Here is a 15,908-nt window from a genome sequence, read left to right as displayed (position 1 = left end):
CAGCGGAGTCCTCATCCTAGGCGGGGCGGTTGCCAGGTACCTGCGAGCGATCAGGGGTTCCCGTCTGGTAAGGGGCACCTCGCGAGCCCCGTCAGACGCCGCCGGACCACTGCAGCGTCAGCAGGTGGGCAGCGCGTCCAGGTCCCCGCCTGTGGAGATGGCGGCGAGCGCCGCGAGCGAGTCGTCGAGCGTCGAGACGGAGAAGACGCGCAGGCCGTCGGGCACGTGCCCGCGCACCTCGTCGCAGTTGTCGGCGGGCGCCAGGAAGTACTCGGCGCCGGCGCGCTCGGCGCCGAAGAGCTTCTGCCGGATCCCGCCGATGGGGCCGACCGTGCCGCCCGCGTCGATCGTGCCCGTGCCGGCGATGGCCTTGCCGCCGGTGAGCGAGCCCTCCTCGAGCTTGTCCATGATCCCGAGCGCGAACATCATGCCCGCGCTCGGTCCGCCGACGTCGTCGAGCTGGATGTCGACCTCGAACGGGAACTCGTAGGAGGTGGAGGTGACGATGCCGATGACGGGGCGGCCGTCGCGCTCGGCGGGCGTGACCTCGACCGTGCTGTCCTGGCCGTCGCGCGTGATCCCGAAGGACAGCGGTGTGCTGGTCCCCGCGGCGGCCACGCGCGCCTGCAGGTCGGCGAGGTCGACCACGTCGGCGCCGTCGACCGTCCGGATCGCGTCGCCCGTGCGGAGGGGGCCGTCGGCCGGGGAGCCGTCGATGACGCTCTGCACCTGCAGGGTGCGCGGCACCTGGATGCCGAGCTCGGTGAGGGCGGCGGCGACGGCGTCCTGCTGCGAGTCGGTCATCTGGACCTGGTTCTGGGCGTCGCGATCCTCGGCCGTCTGGCCCGCGGGGAAGACGGCCTCCATGGGGACGACGCTGCGGCTCGGGTCCAGCCAGGCGGAGACGACCGCGAACCAGTCGGGGCGCTGCGCGGGGTTGCCGACGACGCTGACGGTGAGCATGTCGAGGCTGCCGTCGGTGGGATACGTGGTGCGGTCGGGGATGGAGATGAGCGGGCGCTCGGTGCCCGCGTGGGCGCTCGTGCCCAGGGTGTCGAACACGGGACCGGGCTGCTCGATGACGTACGGCGACGGCATGAGCCCGAGCGCGAGGGCGAGCACGGCGCCGGTGCCGGCGAGCACGCGGCCGACACGGCGGCGTCGCGCGGGCCGGGGTGCGCGGGGGGCGTGCTGGGCGAACAGGCTCATCCGGATGTCCTCGGTGTCGGGGCGCGTCGGGCCGGGAGGCGGCCGGGCGACGGGCGTCGGGGCGGCCCTCACGGCCGCTGTTCGCGGCGGGCGGAAGCCGCGAGGGCTCAGCCTAGGCGAATGCGGATGGGTTTCCCGTGGGCGCGGGCTAGCGTGGATCCACCGGCCGCGGCACCGCGATCCGGACCCCCTCGACCCCCGGGAGACCCTCCATGGCCGACGAGCCCACCCCGAACCCCGAGGACGAGTTCCGGCGCATGCTGGAGCGGTTCCTCGGCGCCGACGGGCAGATCGACCCGGACAAGCTCGCGGGTGCCGCCGGCCTGCCGCAGGACCCCGAGATGGTCCGCCAGCTCCTCGCGCAGCTCCAGGGCGCGCTCGCCAACACCGGTGACGGCGTCGACTGGAAGGTGGCCCGCGAGGGCGCCAGGCAGCTCGCCGCCGCCGAGCAGACGCAGGTCACCGCCGCCGCGTCCGCCCCGCTCGACCAGGCGTTCCAGGTCGCGGCGCTGTGGCTCGACGAGGTCACGTACGTCAGCCAGCTCACGGTCGCCCCGCGCCTCATCACCCGCGCGCAGTGGACCGAGCTGACGATGCCCGTGTGGACCCAGCTCGCCGAGCCGGTGGCCCTCAGCATCGCGGACTCGCTCACCGAGGTGCTCCAGCAGAACGCGCCCGAGGAGATGCAGGGCATGGTCGCGGGCGCCGGCCGGATGATGCGGAACCTCGGCGGCACGCTCTTCGCGATGCAGCTCGGCCAGGTGGTCGGGCAGCTCTCCACGGAGGTCGTCTCCGGCGGCGACGTCGGCATCCCGCTCCTCGACGACCAGCAGGCCGCGCTCCTGCCGCAGAACGTCGCGGCGTTCGGCGAGGGGATCGACGTCTCCGACGACCAGGTGCAGATCTACCTCGCCGTCCGGGAGCTCGCCCACGCGCGCCTCTTCCGGCACGCGCGCTGGCTGCGGCTGCAGCTCATCTCCTCCATCACGGAGTTCGCGAAGGGCGTGCACATCGACACCGACCGGCTCGAGTCGCTCGCGGAGGGCTTCGACCCGTCGAACCCCGAGGAGCTCCGCCAGGCCATGGTCGACGGATCCCTCATCCCGCCGAAGACGGACGCGCAGCTCACCGCCCTCGCGCGCCTGGAGACGATGCTGGCGCTCATCGAGGGCTGGGTGGACGTGGTGACCGCCGCCGCGACCGTGCGGCTCCCCCGGGCATCCGCCATCGCCGAGACGGTGCGCCGCCGCCGCGCGACGGGCGGTCCCGCCGAGTCCGCGTTCGCGACGCTCGTGGGCCTCGAGCTCCGGCCGCGCCGCCTGCGCGAGGCCGCGGCCATGTGGCAGGCCGTCACCGACGGCGTCGGGGCGGAGCAGCGCGATGCGCTCTGGTCGCACCCCGACGTCCTGCCGACGTCCGAGGACATCGACGCGCCGCATGCGCTCGTCGCGCGCCTCACGCAGGGCGAGCCCGAGCTCGACGAGGTCGACCAGGCGCTCGAGGACCTGCTGAGCGGATCCGACGCCGGCCGGCCGGTGGAGGACGGCCAGGGTCGCGCGACCGAGCCGGGCGAGACGCCGGACGACGGTCCGGACGACGCGCCCGGGACGGATCCGCGCCCCGTCTGACCCGCGCCCGCACCCCACGAAGAGGCCGGCACCGCCGCCGCGGTGCCGGCCTCGCGCACGTCCGCCAGGCCGCGCCTCCCCCGCGTCTGGCCTGTGGACGCGCTCCCCGCGAGCCGCGCCCGTCGGGCACTCTCCGCGCCCATGGCCATCCGACTCGATCCCCGTCTCCCGCTCGTCTGGCGCACGCCGGACTCCCTCCAGCTCGGCGTCGACCGTCCGCCCGTGGTGCTCAGCGCCGTGTCGCGGCTCGACGAACGGCTGCTCGACGCGCTCGGGCGCGGCATCAGCCGCGGCGGGCTCGACATGATCGCCGCGACGGAGGGCGCGACGCCGACGCACGTCACGCAGCTGCTCGACCTGGTGCGGCCCGCGCTCCTGCCGCCGCGCGATGAGGACCTCCCCCGCCGCGCGCGCACCGGTCCGGTCGCGATCGTGGGCGGCGGACCGACCGCCGACCGCATCGCCGACGCCCTCGCCCGTGCCGGGCACGACGTGGCCCCGCGGCAGATGGCCGGCGACGCGGATCCGCGCACCGCCCTCGCCGTGATCGTCGCGCACTTCGCCATCGCCCCGGCCGTCTACGGGCGCTGGTCCCGGGAGGACGTGCCGCACCTGCCGGTGGTCCTCGGCGACCGGCACGCCGTCGTCGGCCCGCTCGTCGAGCCCGGGCGGACGGTCTGCTGCTACTGCCTCGACCTCGCGCGCCGGGACGCGGATCCGGCATGGCCCGCCATCGCGACCCAGCTGCTCGGGCGCGACAGCGGATCCGAGCGGGGGCTCATGCCCGCCGAGCTGGCGGCCCTCGCCGCGCGGCCCGCCGACCGGCTGCTCACGACGGGCGAGAACGCGCTCGCGACGCACCAGGCGGTGCTCGACGTGCGGACGGGCCGGGTCACGCGCCGCGCTTCGCGCCCCCACCCGCGATGCGGGTGTCGAGCTCTGCCAGGAACCGCGACGGCTCCCGCTGCCCCGAGCGATGCGGTCCGCTCCGGCTCCAGGACAGCCGCAGCCCGGAGCGCGCGCGCGTGATCCCCACGTAGAGGAGGCGCCGCTCCTCGTCCACCGCCTCGAGAGTCTGCGCGTAGCTGATGGGCACGAGCCCCTCGCTCAGGCCCATCAGGTAGACGTGCTCCCACTCGAGGCCCTTGGCGGAGTGCAGCGTCGCGAGCGTGACGGCCGAGACGGTCGGCTCGTGCTGGCCCGCCTGCCGCTCGAGCAGCTCATCGGTGAAGGCGCGGAAGGTGCTGCCCGCCGGCATCCGCTCGGCGAGGCCCATGATGGCGTCGAGCGACTCCCAGCGGTCGCGCACGGCACCCGGCTGCTCCGGCGGCGCCTGGCTCCAGCCGAGGCCGCGGAGCACGTCGCTCACCGACTTGAAGAGCGGCTCGCCGGAGATGGAGACGGACGCTCCGCGCAGCGCGAGGAGCGCCTGCTTGATCTCGGGGCGGTCGAAGAACCGCTGGGATCCGCGCACCTGGTAGCTGACGCCCGCGTCGCCGAGCGCCTGCTCGAGCACCGCGGACTGGCCGTTCATGCGGTACAGCACGGCGATGTCCTCGGGCGCGATGCCGGCGGCGATCTGCTGGGCGATCGCGCCCGCGATCGCGCGCGCCTCGGCGCCGTCGGACGGGAACGCGCTCACCTGCGGCGCGCGGAAGCCCTCGCCGCGGCCGGGGACGGCGGCGGATCCGCGGCCCTTCGCGCGCGGGGAGGCCGTGCCCGTGCCGTCGCCGTCCGGATCCGCGTCCGCCGACACGAGCGTCAGCGCGCCCGGGCGGCCGCGCATCAGCCGGTTCGCCGCCTCGGTGATGCCCGAGGTCGACCGGTAGTTCCGCTCCAGCCGCACGACCGTCGCCTCGGGGAAGCGCGACGCGAAGTCGAGGAGGTACGCGCTCTTCGCGCCCGCGAACGAGTAGATGGTCTGGCTCGCGTCGCCGACGACGCAGAGGTCGCGGCGTTCGCCCATCCAGAGGTCGAGGATCGTCTGCTGCAGCGGGGAGACGTCCTGGTACTCGTCGACCACGAAGAAGCGGTACTGCTCGCGCACCTGCTGCGCGACCCATGGCTCCGCCTCGATCATGCCGGCGGTCGCGAGCAGCACGTCCTCGAAGTCGAGCTGGCGGCGCTGGTCCTTGATGTCCTCGTAGGCCTGCAGGAGCGCGACGGCCTGGTCGGCGTCGAGCTGCGGCGGCAGCGTGCGAGTGGTGCGCGCGGCGAGGCCGTACTGCTCGATGGAGATCATCGAGACCTTGCGCCACTCGACCTCGGCGGCCATGTCGCGGAGGGCCGCGGTGTCGAGGCGGAGGCGCAGCGACTCGGCGGCGTGGCCGAGCATCCGCCCCTTGCTCTCGATGAGGCGCGGCATCGTGCCGCCCACCACCTGCGGCCAGAAGAAGTTGAGCTGCTTGAGGGCCGCGGCGTGGAAGGTGCGCGCGGCCACGGGTCCGGCGCCGAGCTCGCGCAGGCGACCGCGGAGCTCCGCCGCGGCGCGCGAGGTGAAGGTCAGCGCCATGACGCGGTTCGGCGGGTACACGCCGGCCTGGATGCCGTAGGCGATGCGGTGCGTGATGGCCCGCGTCTTGCCCGTGCCTGCACCCGCGAGCACGACGACGGGGCCGAGGAGCGCCTCGGCGGCGAGCCGCTGCTGGTCGTCGAGCGCCTCGAGCAGGGACTCGGCGGTGCGGGCCTCCTCGACGGGCCCGTCTGCGGACGCGGTCGCGGGGCCGAGGGAGACGGGTGCGGGGAGGGCGCCCGACGCGGCGGACCCGTAGGGGTCACGTCCGGGCGTGCCGGGGACGAGCTGGTCGGTCACGATCGGCGGATCACCACTCCCGCTCGCCGTCCTCGAGGGGTCCGCCGTACCACTCCTCGATGATGGCGCGCGCGATGGACGACGGGCCGGGCAGCGCGATCTCGCCGAGCGACGCGCGCAGCTCCTCGCGGCTGAACCAGCGCAGATCGACGATCTCGACGCCGTCCGGCGTCGCGGGCCCGCTCGACGCGGCGACCCGCGCGAGGAAGCCCACCATGACGGACGCGGGGAACGGCCACGGCTGGCTGCCCAGGTAGCGAGGATCCTCGACGGTGACGCCGGACTCCTCCAGCACCTCGCGCTTCACGGCCGCCTCGAACGACTCGCCCGGCTCGACGAAGCCCGCGAGCAGCGAGTAGCGGTCGCCGCCCCACATGGCGTTGGCGCCGAGGAGGAGGCGGTCGTCCGCATCCACGACGCCCATGATCACGGCCGCGTCGGTGCGCGGGAAGACCTGCGAGCCGTCGGAGGGCGCGCGACGCACCCAGCCGCCCTGCTCGACGACGGTGGGCTCGCCCGTCTTGGGCGAGAACGGGTGGGAGGCGTGCCAGTTCGCGGTGGCGAGCGCGCCCGTGAACAGCGCGGCGTCGCGGTCGTCGAGCTGCGTCGCGGTCGTGCGCAGCTCCAGCCAGCGATCGTCGGCGGGCTCGAGCTCGGCGGCGGCGGCGTCGGTGAGGACCGCGGCGACGACGGGCGTGCCGACCGGCTCCCCCTCGTGCGCGATGGTCGTGCGGCCGAGGTAGATGCGGACGGTCGCGGCGGTGACCCGGTCGACCGGGAGCAGGTCGAGCGCGGCGCGGCCTTCGGTCGCGGATCCCAGCGCACGGTGGCCGTGCAGGGCGAGGACGCGCGTGGCGGGATCCGCCCACAGCTCGTCGAAGAGCGCCGGCGAGTCGCGGTGCAGGCCGTCGCGGTCGACGCCCTCGCGGGACAGGGGCAGGCGGGAGAGGAAGCTGTCGAGCACGGGGGACCAATCGACTTCGAGGGCGGACGGGCCGAGGGGCGGGACGTCATGCGTCGTGCTCCGCCCACGGTGCGCGGGGGCCGGAAGCGCGTGGCGCGGTGAGACGGAGGGCTCCCAGCGACCTAACCTGTAAGGCATGGCCAGATCCCACCTCACTCTAGCCGCGTTGGCGACCTCGGCCGTTTCGGGGCTCGACGTGGTCCGCAGCACCCCGTTCACGGCCGGCGGCGCGGGCGACTTCGACTCCGCGCTCCTCACCGCGCGCGACGGCCGCGAGCTCCTCGTGCGCGTCCCGACCACGCAGGCCGCCGAGTCCGAGCAGTCCGCCGACCTCGTCGCGCTGCGGGCGCTGAGCACCGGGATCCGCTCGCGGCTGCCGTTCCAGGTGCCCGAGTTCCTGGGGCAGGCGCCCATCAAGCCGACCCGCGGCTTCGTCTACGGGCACGTGCCCGGCCGCGTCATATCGCTCGACGAGATCCCCGCGGGCGACGGCCTGGCGCGCTCGATCGGCGCCGCCGTCTCCGCCGTGCACAGCCTGCCGACCGGGTTCGTCGCCGACGCGGGGCTGCCCGTGCTCTCGGCCGCGGAGATCCACAGCCAGACCGCGGCCCTCATCGACCGGGCCGCGGCCACCGCGCTCGTGCCGAGCCTGCTCCTCTCGCGCTGGGAGGAGGCTCTCGACGACGCGTCGCTCTGGCAGTTCCAGCCCGCGGTCGTCAACGGCGCCGTGCAGGCCTCCTCGTTCCTCGTCGACGGCGACGACGTGACCGGCATGATCGGCTGGTCGGAGCTGCGAGTCGCCGACCCCGCGCACGACCTGCACTGGGTGCTGGGCGCGCGCGCCGAGCACGTGGCCGAGAGCGTCTTCCGCGCCTACAACCAGGCGCACCACGTGACGGTCGACCGCCAGCTCAAGCAGCGGGCGCTCCTCTACGCCGAGCTCGAGATCGCCCGCTGGCTGCTGCACGGCACGGACACGCGCAACCAGGGCATCATCGACGACGCCGTCAACATGCTCAGCGCGCTCGTCGACACGGTGCGCGCCGACGAGGGCCAGCGCATCGCGCACGAGACGCTGCCGGTGATGGACGTCGACCAGGTCGAGGAGATGCTCGACTCCCGGCCTCAGCCCACGGTCTCCCCCGACGGCGCACGCGACGCGTCGGGCGTGCGCGCACCCGACCAGAGCGCCACGAGGTCCTCCTCGGAGTAGAGCCGCTCCGGCTTCACAGAGCGGTCGTCCGCGACGAAGTAGAACTCGGCGTCGATGAGGTCGGGGTCGATGCCCCGCCACTTCGCGAACGCGAGGCGGTAGAGCGCTAGCTGGAGCTGCTTGAGCTCCAGGTCGGCGGCGTCCTTCGGGGTGCGGCCGGTCTTCCAGTCGACGACGCGGTAGCGGCCGTCGATGAGGAACACGGCGTCGATCTTGCAGATGACGACCTGGCCGGCGAGCTCCATGTGGATCTCGACCTCGACCTCCTCGGGCCTCCGGCTCGCCCACTCGCTCGCCTCGAAGGTCGCGCGCAGCTGGTCGAGGTCCTCCTGCTCCACGGGCGGCTCGGTCGGATCCGCATCGAGCTCGACGCCGGACGCGTCGATGACGTCGGCCGTGCCCGCGGGTCCGTAGCGCGCCTCGACCCAGCCGTGGAAGAGCGTGCCGAGCCGGGTCTGCCGGTAGGGCCGCTCGGGCATGGGGCGGCGCAGACGCGCGGCGACGCCCGCGGGGTCGCTCACGAAGTCCTTGAAGCGGGACGCCGGGATGCGCGTGGGCAGGTCGACGAGCTCGGCGTCCCGCGCGCGGGCGTCGCGCTCGGCGAGGAGCAGGTCGATGTCGCGCGTCCAGACGGTCTCCGCCTGCGGATCCGCGTCGGCCACGGCCTCGGCGGCGGCGCGCACGCGGGCCTCGCGCGGGCCGAGCGGCGGCAGCGGCCAGGCGACGCGCGCGGATCCGGGCTCGAGCGGGTTCTCCTCCAACTCGGGCGCCTCGGGCAGCGCGTCGGGTGCGATGAGACCCACCTGCTGGATCTCGCGGAGGAACGCCCCGGGACCGCGCGGCTTCTGCTGCGTGGACCAGAACGACCCGCTCAGCAGCAGGTCGGACCGCGTGCGCGTGATGGCGACGTACGCGAGGCGACGCTGCTCGGCCGCGTTGCGCTCCTCGAGCTCCTCGCCGAACGCCTCCATCGCCTCGGCGAACTCCTTCTGCGTCTCGACGCCGCGCCAGGCGAGCGACGGCAGCTCGGCGGAGTCGCCGCGGAACTCGAACGGCAGGGCGCCGAACGCGACCCAGCCGCGCTTCTCCCGGAGCGTGCCGGGCAGCTCGCCCTCGACCATGCGCGGCACGGCGACGACGTCCCACTCCAGGCCCTTCGAGCCGTGGATCGTGAGGATCTGCACCGTTCCGGGCTCCGGCTCCTCGGTGCGCGGCGCGAGGTTGTCGCGCCGCTCCGCCTCGGCGAGCCACGCGAGGAACGGGCCGAGCGTGCCGGCGGAGTCGCCCTGGAGGTAGCCGGCGACCTGCTCGGTGAAGGCCTCGAGGCTCGCGCGGCCGAGCGGATCCGTCTCGTTGGCCGCGACCTCGATGTCGAGCAGCAGCTCCTGCTGGACGACCGTGACGAGGTCCACCAGGTCGAGCCCGACGCGGGAGCGCAGCACCTGCAGCTGGCGGCCGGCGGCGCGGAGGCGCGCGAGGCCCTCGGCGCTGAAGCCGGCGAGCGCGGTGTGGCCGTCGCGGGCGTCGACGACGAAGTCGAGCGCGTCGACGACGGACCCCACCTCGTCGGGCACCACGGAGGCCCGGAGGCCGTCGCGCACCTCGTCCGCGAGCGGCTTCTGCGCGTGGTCGCGCGACATCAGCCAGGAGGCGACGCGGGACAGCGCGTGCACGTCCTTCGTGCCGATGCGCCAGCGCGCGCCCGTGAGGAGCCGCACGAGCTCGCTGCCCGCGGTGGGGTCGTGCAGCACGCGGAGGACGCACACGAGATCGACGACTGCGGGCTGGTCGAGCAGGCCGCCGAGGCCGAGCACGCGGAACGGCACGCCCCGGTCGGCGAGCGCCGTGGTGAACGGCTCGATGGTCTTGAGGGAGCGGCACAGCATGGCGGCCGAGCGGGGGCGTCCGTCGGATCCGGTCTGCCGCAGCCGGTCGGCGAACCAGGCGGCGGTCGCGGCGGCCTCGTCGGCGACGGTCTCCTCGTAGGCGACGTCGAGGCGGCCGTCGCCCGCGTCGGGCCGGGGCTCGAGGCGCGCCACGGGGATCCGGGAGGCCGCGGTCAAGGGCTCGACGATGCGGTTCGCGGCGCCGAGCACGGAGGCCGGGTTCCGCCAGCTGGTGGAGAGCGCGTAGACCGGCACGTCGGCGGCGGAGGCACCGGCGGGTGCGAAGTCGGCGCCGAAGCGCGCGAGGTTCGCCGCGCTCGCGCCGCGCCACCCGTAGATGGACTGGTGCGGATCCCCGACCGCCATGACGGGCGTGCCGCCGAAGAGCGTGGAGAGGAGCCGCGTCTGCACGACCGAGGTATCCTGGTACTCGTCGAGGAGCACGACGCGGAAGCGCTTCCTGTGCTCGGCGACGACCTGCGGCACGCGCTCGCAGATGGCGAGCGCGAAGGCGACCTGGTCGCTGTACTCGACGAGCCCGCGCCGGGTCTTCTCCTCCTGGAAGCGCACCGCCAGGTCGACGAGCGGCGGCAGCGCGCCGACGGCGGCGACCGCCTCGGCGGCCGGGGCCTTCCTGATCCGAGCGGATCCGAACGGCAGCTCCGCGAGGCCCGTGAACGATCCCGCGAGGCGCACGACCTCGGCGGGATCCGCGACGTTCTCGCTCATCGCGCGGCTGAGGGAGATGACGGCCTGCGTGATGGGATCCACGCCGCGCCCGAGCTCGAGCAGCCGCGGGTCGGTGCTCTCGACGACGAGGCGGCGCGCGAGCTGCCACGCGGACGCCTCCGTGAGCACGACCGACTCCGACTCGCGGCCGATGAGGGTGGCGCTGTCGCGGAAGATGCCGTTCGCGAAGGCGTTGTAGGTCTGCACGGTGGGCGTGGCGAACGCGTCCGCGGGCACGGCCGCGAGCCCGGCCTGCTGGAGCTGCTCGATGCGGGCGCGGATCCGCACCCCGAGCTCGCCCGCCGCCTTGCGCGTGAACGTGAGGCCGAGGATCTCCTCGACCCCCACGTGCCCGTTGGCCAGCAGCCACACGACGCGGCTCGCCATGGTCTCCGTCTTGCCGCTGCCGGCGCCCGCGACGACGAGGCCGGGCTCCAGCGGCGACTCGATCACGCGACGCTGCTGCTCGGTGGGGCTCGGCAGGGCGAGCGCCTCGGCGATGCGGCGGGCGCTGATCACGCCGCCGCCGACCGCGCCGGTCGCCTCCGCGCCGCTCACGCCGACACCGCCCGCACGAGGTGGATGCGGTACCGCCTCGCCGATCCCGGATCCCGCTCCCCCAGATCCGGCGTGCCGTCGAAGGTCGCGCCCGCCATGCCCGTGGCCGCCTCGGCGATGCGCGCGCGGAACCCGTCGAGCTCCTCGCGGGTGAGCGGCTCCTGCGGCAGCTCGCGGTAGGGCAGGCCGCGCGTGCCGCCGGAGACGTAGAGCAGCTTGGCGCCGCCGGACGGCGTGCCGGCCGGCACCTGCTCGAGCGAGCCCTCGACGTACGCCAGCTGGTAGGAGCCGAGCTGCGCGTGCGCGGGGATCTCCGCGCGGGTCGGGTAGTGGCGCCCGGTCTTGAGGTCGACGATGACCACGCGGCCCTCCTCCGTGAGCTCGATGCGGTCGATCTTGCCGCGGAGGCGCGCGACGCCCACCTCGAGCTCGAAGCCGCCCTCGGCCGCGAGCATGCGCCCGCCGCGGGCCTCGAAGTCGCGGAGGTACCCGCTGACGCCCGCGATGAGCTCGCCGGCCTGCCGCCGCTCGCGCTCGCCCACCCAGGGTGACTCGAAGGGCAGCTCGCCCCACCGCTCGTCGAGGCGCTCCTCGAGGGCGGCCGGCCGGAGATCCGCCTCGGGGTCGAGGCTGGCCTCCTCCATGACGGCGTGCACGATCGTGCCGATGCCCATGGCCGTGCTCGTGGATCCGCCGGACGCCTGGTCGATGAACCAGTTGAGCGGCGAGCGCTCGAAGGCCTCGAGCCGCGACGGCGAGACGGGCACGCGGGCCGCGGGATCGGTCAGGTCGACGACGGGCTCCGTGGTCGATGGCTCGCGCAGTCCGTACCACTCGGCCGGATCCGCGCCCGTCACGCCCTCGGCCGCGAGGCGCGCGAGGGCGGATGCCGCGGCGAGGCCGCGCTCGCGGGTGGCGTCGGCGGGGCGGCGAGCGGTGCGGTCGCCCGAGACGACGCGGCCGTCGTCGAGGAGCACGGCGTCGCGGTGCACGACCGCGAGCTCGCGTCGGAGCGCGCCGACCAGCCCGCGCAGCGAGAGCGGGTGATCCGGGCGGATCCGCAGAGCGGCGGGCGCGTCCTGCGCCGCCCTGCCCGATTCGGCGCCGGCCTCCGCCTCGGCGAGGCCGGGCGCGGGCGGCACGAGGCGGAGGAACGGCGACGGCGCCTCCTCGTCGTTGGCGGTCGCGCTGAGGACGACGACGCGGGACGCGCGGGAGACGGCGAGCGCGAGCATCCGCAGCTCGTCGCCGAGGACCTCGGCGCGCTCGTCGACGTCGGCCCGGTCGAGGCCGCGCGCGACGGCGGAGAGGCGCTGGGGGTGCAGCAGGGAGCCGCGCAGCCGCAGGTTCGGCCACACGCCCTCCTGGAGCGCGGCGACCGCGACGACCTCGTATCCCGCGCCCACGACCGCGGACGGCGTGGCGACCAGCACGGTGTCGGCGAGCGGCTGCGGCGAGAGCGTGTCCTCCGGCACCTCGGCGCCGAGCAGCTCCTCCACGAAGTCCGACGCGGGCCGGCCCGGGTTCCGCTCGACGAACCGCCGCGCGGCCGTGAAGAGCGCGACGACGCCGTCGAGGTCGCGGTTGGCCTGGTCGGCGACGATGCCCGTCTGCAGCGCCTGCTCGAACCACGGCTTCGCCAGCTTCGAGCCCTCCCACAGGTGCCAGAGCAGCTCCTCGATGGTGCCGTCGGCGGATGCCAGCTCGCGGGCGCCCTGCAGCGTGCGGGCGAGGCGGGCGAGTCGGCGGGCGGGCGCGAGGTCGAGCGTCTCGAGCCGGCCGGGCGCGGCGAGCGCCTCGACGAGCAGCTCGTCGCTCGAGCGGTGCCCGTCGCCCGCGAGCTCCTCCTGGCGCATCGCGAGCCGGAGCCGGCGGAGCGCGACCCCGTCGAGCCCGCCGAGCGGACCCGTGGCGAGCTCCGCCGCGATGTCCGGAGTGAGCGGCACCCGGCCGAGCACGACGTCGACGGCCCGGATGAGGGCGAGCGCCGCGAGGTCGTCGCGGAGGGCGCGCCCGGCGACGGCCGTGCGCGTGGGCACCTCCGCGGTCGCGAGGCTGCGGGCGACCTGGGGCACGAGGGATCCGGAGCGCACGAGCACGACCATGCGCGCCCACGGCACGCCGCCCAGCAGGTGCTCCTCCCGGAGCCGGCGCGCGAGGCGGGCGAGCTCGAGGGCGCGCGTCGGCGCCTCGATGACCTGGATCGGGTCGGCGTCGTCGACGAGGCCCGGCGCGGATCCCGCCTGCCGCTGCCGCCCCGCGCCCGCCGCCCCGATGCGCGCCGTGACGGCCGAGGTGAGCGCCCGGAGCGCGGGCGGCTGCCGGTGCACCCGGTCGAGCACGAGCGTGCGGAGCCCGGGCAGGCCGAGCACGGTGGAGAGCCGGCCGAGCGCCGACGCCTCCGCCCCGCGGAAGGTGGCCGCCGCGACGTCCGGGTCGCCGAACGCGACCACGTCGGCACCGCGCGCGGCGAGCGCCCGGAGGAGGGACAGGGTCGCGACGGTCGCCTCGTGCAGGTCGTCGGCGACCACGAGCCGGATCCCCGTGAGCGCCTCCCCCCGCGACACGAGCAGCACGGCCTCGGCGATGAGCTCCGCGCTGTCGAGGTGGTCGCCGCGGAAGGAGTCGACGACGTCCTCGTACTCGCGGGCGAACTCGGCCGCGGCGATCCACTCGGGCACGTCGTGCGCACGGCCGAGCTCGGCGAGGGCGTCCGGCCGCACGCCCTCCTCGGTGGCGCGCATGAGCAGCTCGCGGAGCTCCGTGCGGAAGGCGCGGAGACGGCGCACCTCGACGTCGAGCGGATCCGGCCACGCGGGCCCGGTGCCCAGCTCCTCGTGCCCGGCGAGGAGGTCGGCGATGATCTGGTCCTGCTCGGCTCCCGTGAGCAGCCGGGGCGGCTCGGTGCCCATCTCGGCGGCGCGGCGCGCGAGCACCTCGAAGGCGACCGACGTGGCGGTGCGCGCGAGCGGCCCGAGCGTGGGCACCCCGACCCGGAGCGCCAGCTCGTCGCGCAGGCGCGTGGCGGCCGCGCGCGACGGCGCGAGCACCAGCACCTCGGCGGGGTCGATGCCCTGCACGAGGATGCGCTCCGCGACGAGCTCCCGCAGCGTCGTGGTGCGACCCGAGCCCGGCGCCCCGATGACGGCGGCGCTCAACCCGACGGGCAGCTCCACGACGGCGCGCTGCGACGGATCCAGCTCCACCGCGGGGACCTGGCCACCGGAGACGGAGGCGGGCGGCTGGCGGAATCCCCTGATGGTCACGCGCCCACGCTACCGGCGGCCCCCGACGACGGCCGATCCCCGCATCGGCGCCCGCCACGCGGCCGCCGAGGGCGCACCCCGTACCGGCCCCGCCCCCGCCCGTCCGCCCTCAGTGAACGCCGCGGGGCCGCGCATGCGGGTGCCCTAGCCTGAGGGGGCACCGTCGCATCCGACGCATCGAAAGGCACCTCCCGTGGAAATCCGTATCGGCCTCGTCAACACCGCCCGCGAGCTCTCCTTCACCACCAAGCAGACGCCCGAGGAGGTCCAGCGGACCGTCACGGACGCCGTCCGCGACTCCTCGCCCTTCATCTCCTTCACCGACGACAAGGGCGGCACGCACCTGGCAGTCACCGCCCACCTCGCCTACGTGGAGCTCGGCAGCGCCGACGCCCCGCGCATCGGCTTCGTCCGCTAGCCGACGTCCGTGGAGCTCCTCTTCGTCGCGATCTTCGGCGCCCTCATCGGCCTCGTCGCGCGCTACGCGCTCCCCCACCGCGCCACGCACGGTGCTCTGCTGGTCCCCGCCGTCGGCACCGTCACGGCCATGGTCGCGTGGGTCGCGCTCACGTGGGCCGGCCTGCGCTGGGACCAGGGCGTCATCTGGATCGCGACGCTCGCGCTCTCGGCGCTCGGCGCCGCCGGCACCGACCTGCTCATCGGCCGTCGACGCTCCTCCGCGGACGCCCGCGACCTGGCCGCGATCGGCGGCTGACCCTCACCCGCACGACACGACGCCCGGTCCCCTCGAGGGGCCGGGCGTCGTCGCGTGCCGGGCCGGAGCCGGCGGGCCGCGTCAGGCCGTGAGCCCCAGCGCGTCCATCCGACGGGTGTGGGCCGTGATGATCCCCGCGAACACGGGCTCGAGGTGCACGCGCGCGTCGTCCGGGTCGGCGAGGGAGGCGCGCATCGCCGTGCCCGCGACGAGCAGCGTGTCGCCGACGAGACGGCGGCCCCACATGGCCAGGCGCGACGCGAGGCGGGGGTCGCGGCGGATCCCGGCGCGCACCGCGTCGACGATGCCCTGCTGCCCCACGCCCGACGACAGCAGCACGACGACGCGCTGGCGCTGGTCCGACGGGAGCCCGGAGGCGAGGCGCACGAAGAAGTCGTCGAGCAGCCCCGTGGTGATGTAGGCGGAGAGGAGGCACTCGTACCAGTCGGCGCCCGCGACGGTGGCGGTGAACCGGTCGAACGCGGCGCGGTGCGGCTCCATGACGACGCTCGGGTCGCCGTCCTGCCGCTTGATCTCAGCCGCGAGCGCCTGGTGCTTGCCGAGCGCGATGCCGGCGGCGGTCGAGACGGCCTCCTTGCCGGCGAGGTCCGGCGCCTCGGTGACCGCGCGCGAGAGGGTCTCGAAGACCGTCAGCTGCAGGTAGGCGACGGCGCCGAGGAAGCGGAGGGTGTCGGGCGAGAAGTCGTCCACGCTCACGGTCGTCGTCTGGGATCGACGCTTCGACTCGCCGCGGGACCTGACCCGGGGCGCCTCGATCGTCGTCGACCGGCGTCCGAACATCTTGAGCACGTGGCCAGCGTATAGGGCGGCGGAGGCGGCCATCTGGCGCCCGCCCGCTAAACTCGCCCGTGGTCCCTCAACGGAAGGGCCCCATCGCGCCCGCAGAGAAGCAGTCCGGGCGTGGACC

The 15,908-nt window shown here is 75.2% G+C and carries 10 protein-coding genes and 1 pseudogene; 5 read left to right on the top strand and 6 right to left on the bottom strand.

The window, feature by feature from the left end; translation table 11 throughout:
- Positions 1–117: 117 nt before the first annotated feature.
- Entirely contained in the window at positions 118–1,209 is a 1,092-nt protein-coding gene (locus NL142_RS06250) for a YlbL family protein (RefSeq protein ID WP_194682907.1), read from the bottom strand.
- Between the two features lie 212 nt (positions 1,210–1,421).
- On the opposite strand from NL142_RS06250, the gene NL142_RS06245 reads away from it, so the two are divergent.
- Positions 1,422–2,837, top strand: a complete 1,416-nt coding sequence (locus NL142_RS06245; RefSeq protein WP_435081360.1) for a zinc-dependent metalloprotease — start codon at positions 1,422–1,424, stop codon at positions 2,835–2,837.
- Between the two features lie 141 nt (positions 2,838–2,978).
- A pseudogene (locus tag NL142_RS06240) lies at positions 2,979–3,752 on the top strand (TOMM precursor leader peptide-binding protein); the annotation flags it as partial.
- Here NL142_RS06240 and NL142_RS06235 read toward each other — a convergent pair.
- The gene (locus tag NL142_RS06235; protein WP_435081359.1) at positions 3,730–5,649 is read right to left on the bottom strand and encodes an ATP-dependent helicase; all 1,920 of its coding nucleotides are present in this window, start codon (positions 5,647–5,649) and stop codon (positions 3,730–3,732) included. The pseudogene NL142_RS06240 and the gene NL142_RS06235 overlap by 23 nt on opposite strands.
- 10 nt (positions 5,650–5,659) lie before the next feature.
- A complete protein-coding gene (gene nudC / locus NL142_RS06230) occupies positions 5,660–6,613 on the bottom strand; it encodes an NAD(+) diphosphatase (protein WP_435081358.1) in 954 nt (317 codons plus the stop codon).
- A gap of 136 nt (positions 6,614–6,749) precedes the next feature.
- Between nudC and NL142_RS06225 the strand changes: the two genes are divergently transcribed.
- On the top strand, positions 6,750–7,826 hold the full coding sequence (locus NL142_RS06225) for a phosphotransferase (RefSeq protein ID WP_194682911.1): 1,077 nt from the start codon (positions 6,750–6,752) through the stop codon (positions 7,824–7,826).
- Here NL142_RS06225 and NL142_RS06220 read toward each other — a convergent pair.
- Both NL142_RS06220 and NL142_RS06215 read right to left on the bottom strand, forming a co-directional pair.
- Entirely contained in the window at positions 7,739–10,999 is a 3,261-nt protein-coding gene (locus NL142_RS06220; RefSeq protein ID WP_435081357.1) for an ATP-dependent helicase, read from the bottom strand. The genes NL142_RS06225 and NL142_RS06220 overlap by 88 nt on opposite strands.
- Positions 10,996–14,265: an ATP-dependent helicase gene (locus tag NL142_RS06215; RefSeq protein WP_435081356.1), complete on the bottom strand. Its 3,270-nt coding sequence runs from the start codon at positions 14,263–14,265 to the stop codon at positions 10,996–10,998. Before NL142_RS06215 ends, NL142_RS06220 begins: the two co-directional genes overlap by 4 nt.
- Before the next feature lie 193 nt (positions 14,266–14,458).
- Here NL142_RS06215 and NL142_RS06210 point away from each other — a divergent pair, with 193 nt between their 5' ends.
- Positions 14,459–14,683: a DUF3107 domain-containing protein gene (locus NL142_RS06210; protein WP_194682914.1), complete on the top strand. Its 225-nt coding sequence runs from the start codon at positions 14,459–14,461 to the stop codon at positions 14,681–14,683.
- 9 nt (positions 14,684–14,692) lie between these two features.
- Positions 14,693–14,980 carry a hypothetical protein gene (locus NL142_RS06205; RefSeq protein ID WP_435081355.1) on the top strand — a complete coding sequence of 96 codons (288 nt, stop codon included), beginning with the start codon at positions 14,693–14,695 and terminating at the stop codon, positions 14,978–14,980.
- Between the two features lie 81 nt (positions 14,981–15,061).
- Here NL142_RS06205 and NL142_RS06200 read toward each other — a convergent pair whose 3' ends face one another.
- Positions 15,062–15,781 carry a ferritin-like fold-containing protein gene (locus tag NL142_RS06200; RefSeq protein ID WP_435081580.1) on the bottom strand — a complete coding sequence of 240 codons (720 nt, stop codon included), beginning with the start codon at positions 15,779–15,781 and terminating at the stop codon, positions 15,062–15,064.
- Positions 15,782–15,908 lie beyond the last annotated feature (127 nt).

Origin of the sequence: Clavibacter quasicaliforniensis (assembly GCF_051201715.1) — a bacterium.
Taxonomy (GTDB): Bacteria; Actinomycetota; Actinomycetes; order Actinomycetales; family Microbacteriaceae; genus Clavibacter; species Clavibacter seminis.
Note: the sequence above shows the minus strand (reverse complement) of the source record. Positions and strands in the feature narration are given on the sequence as shown.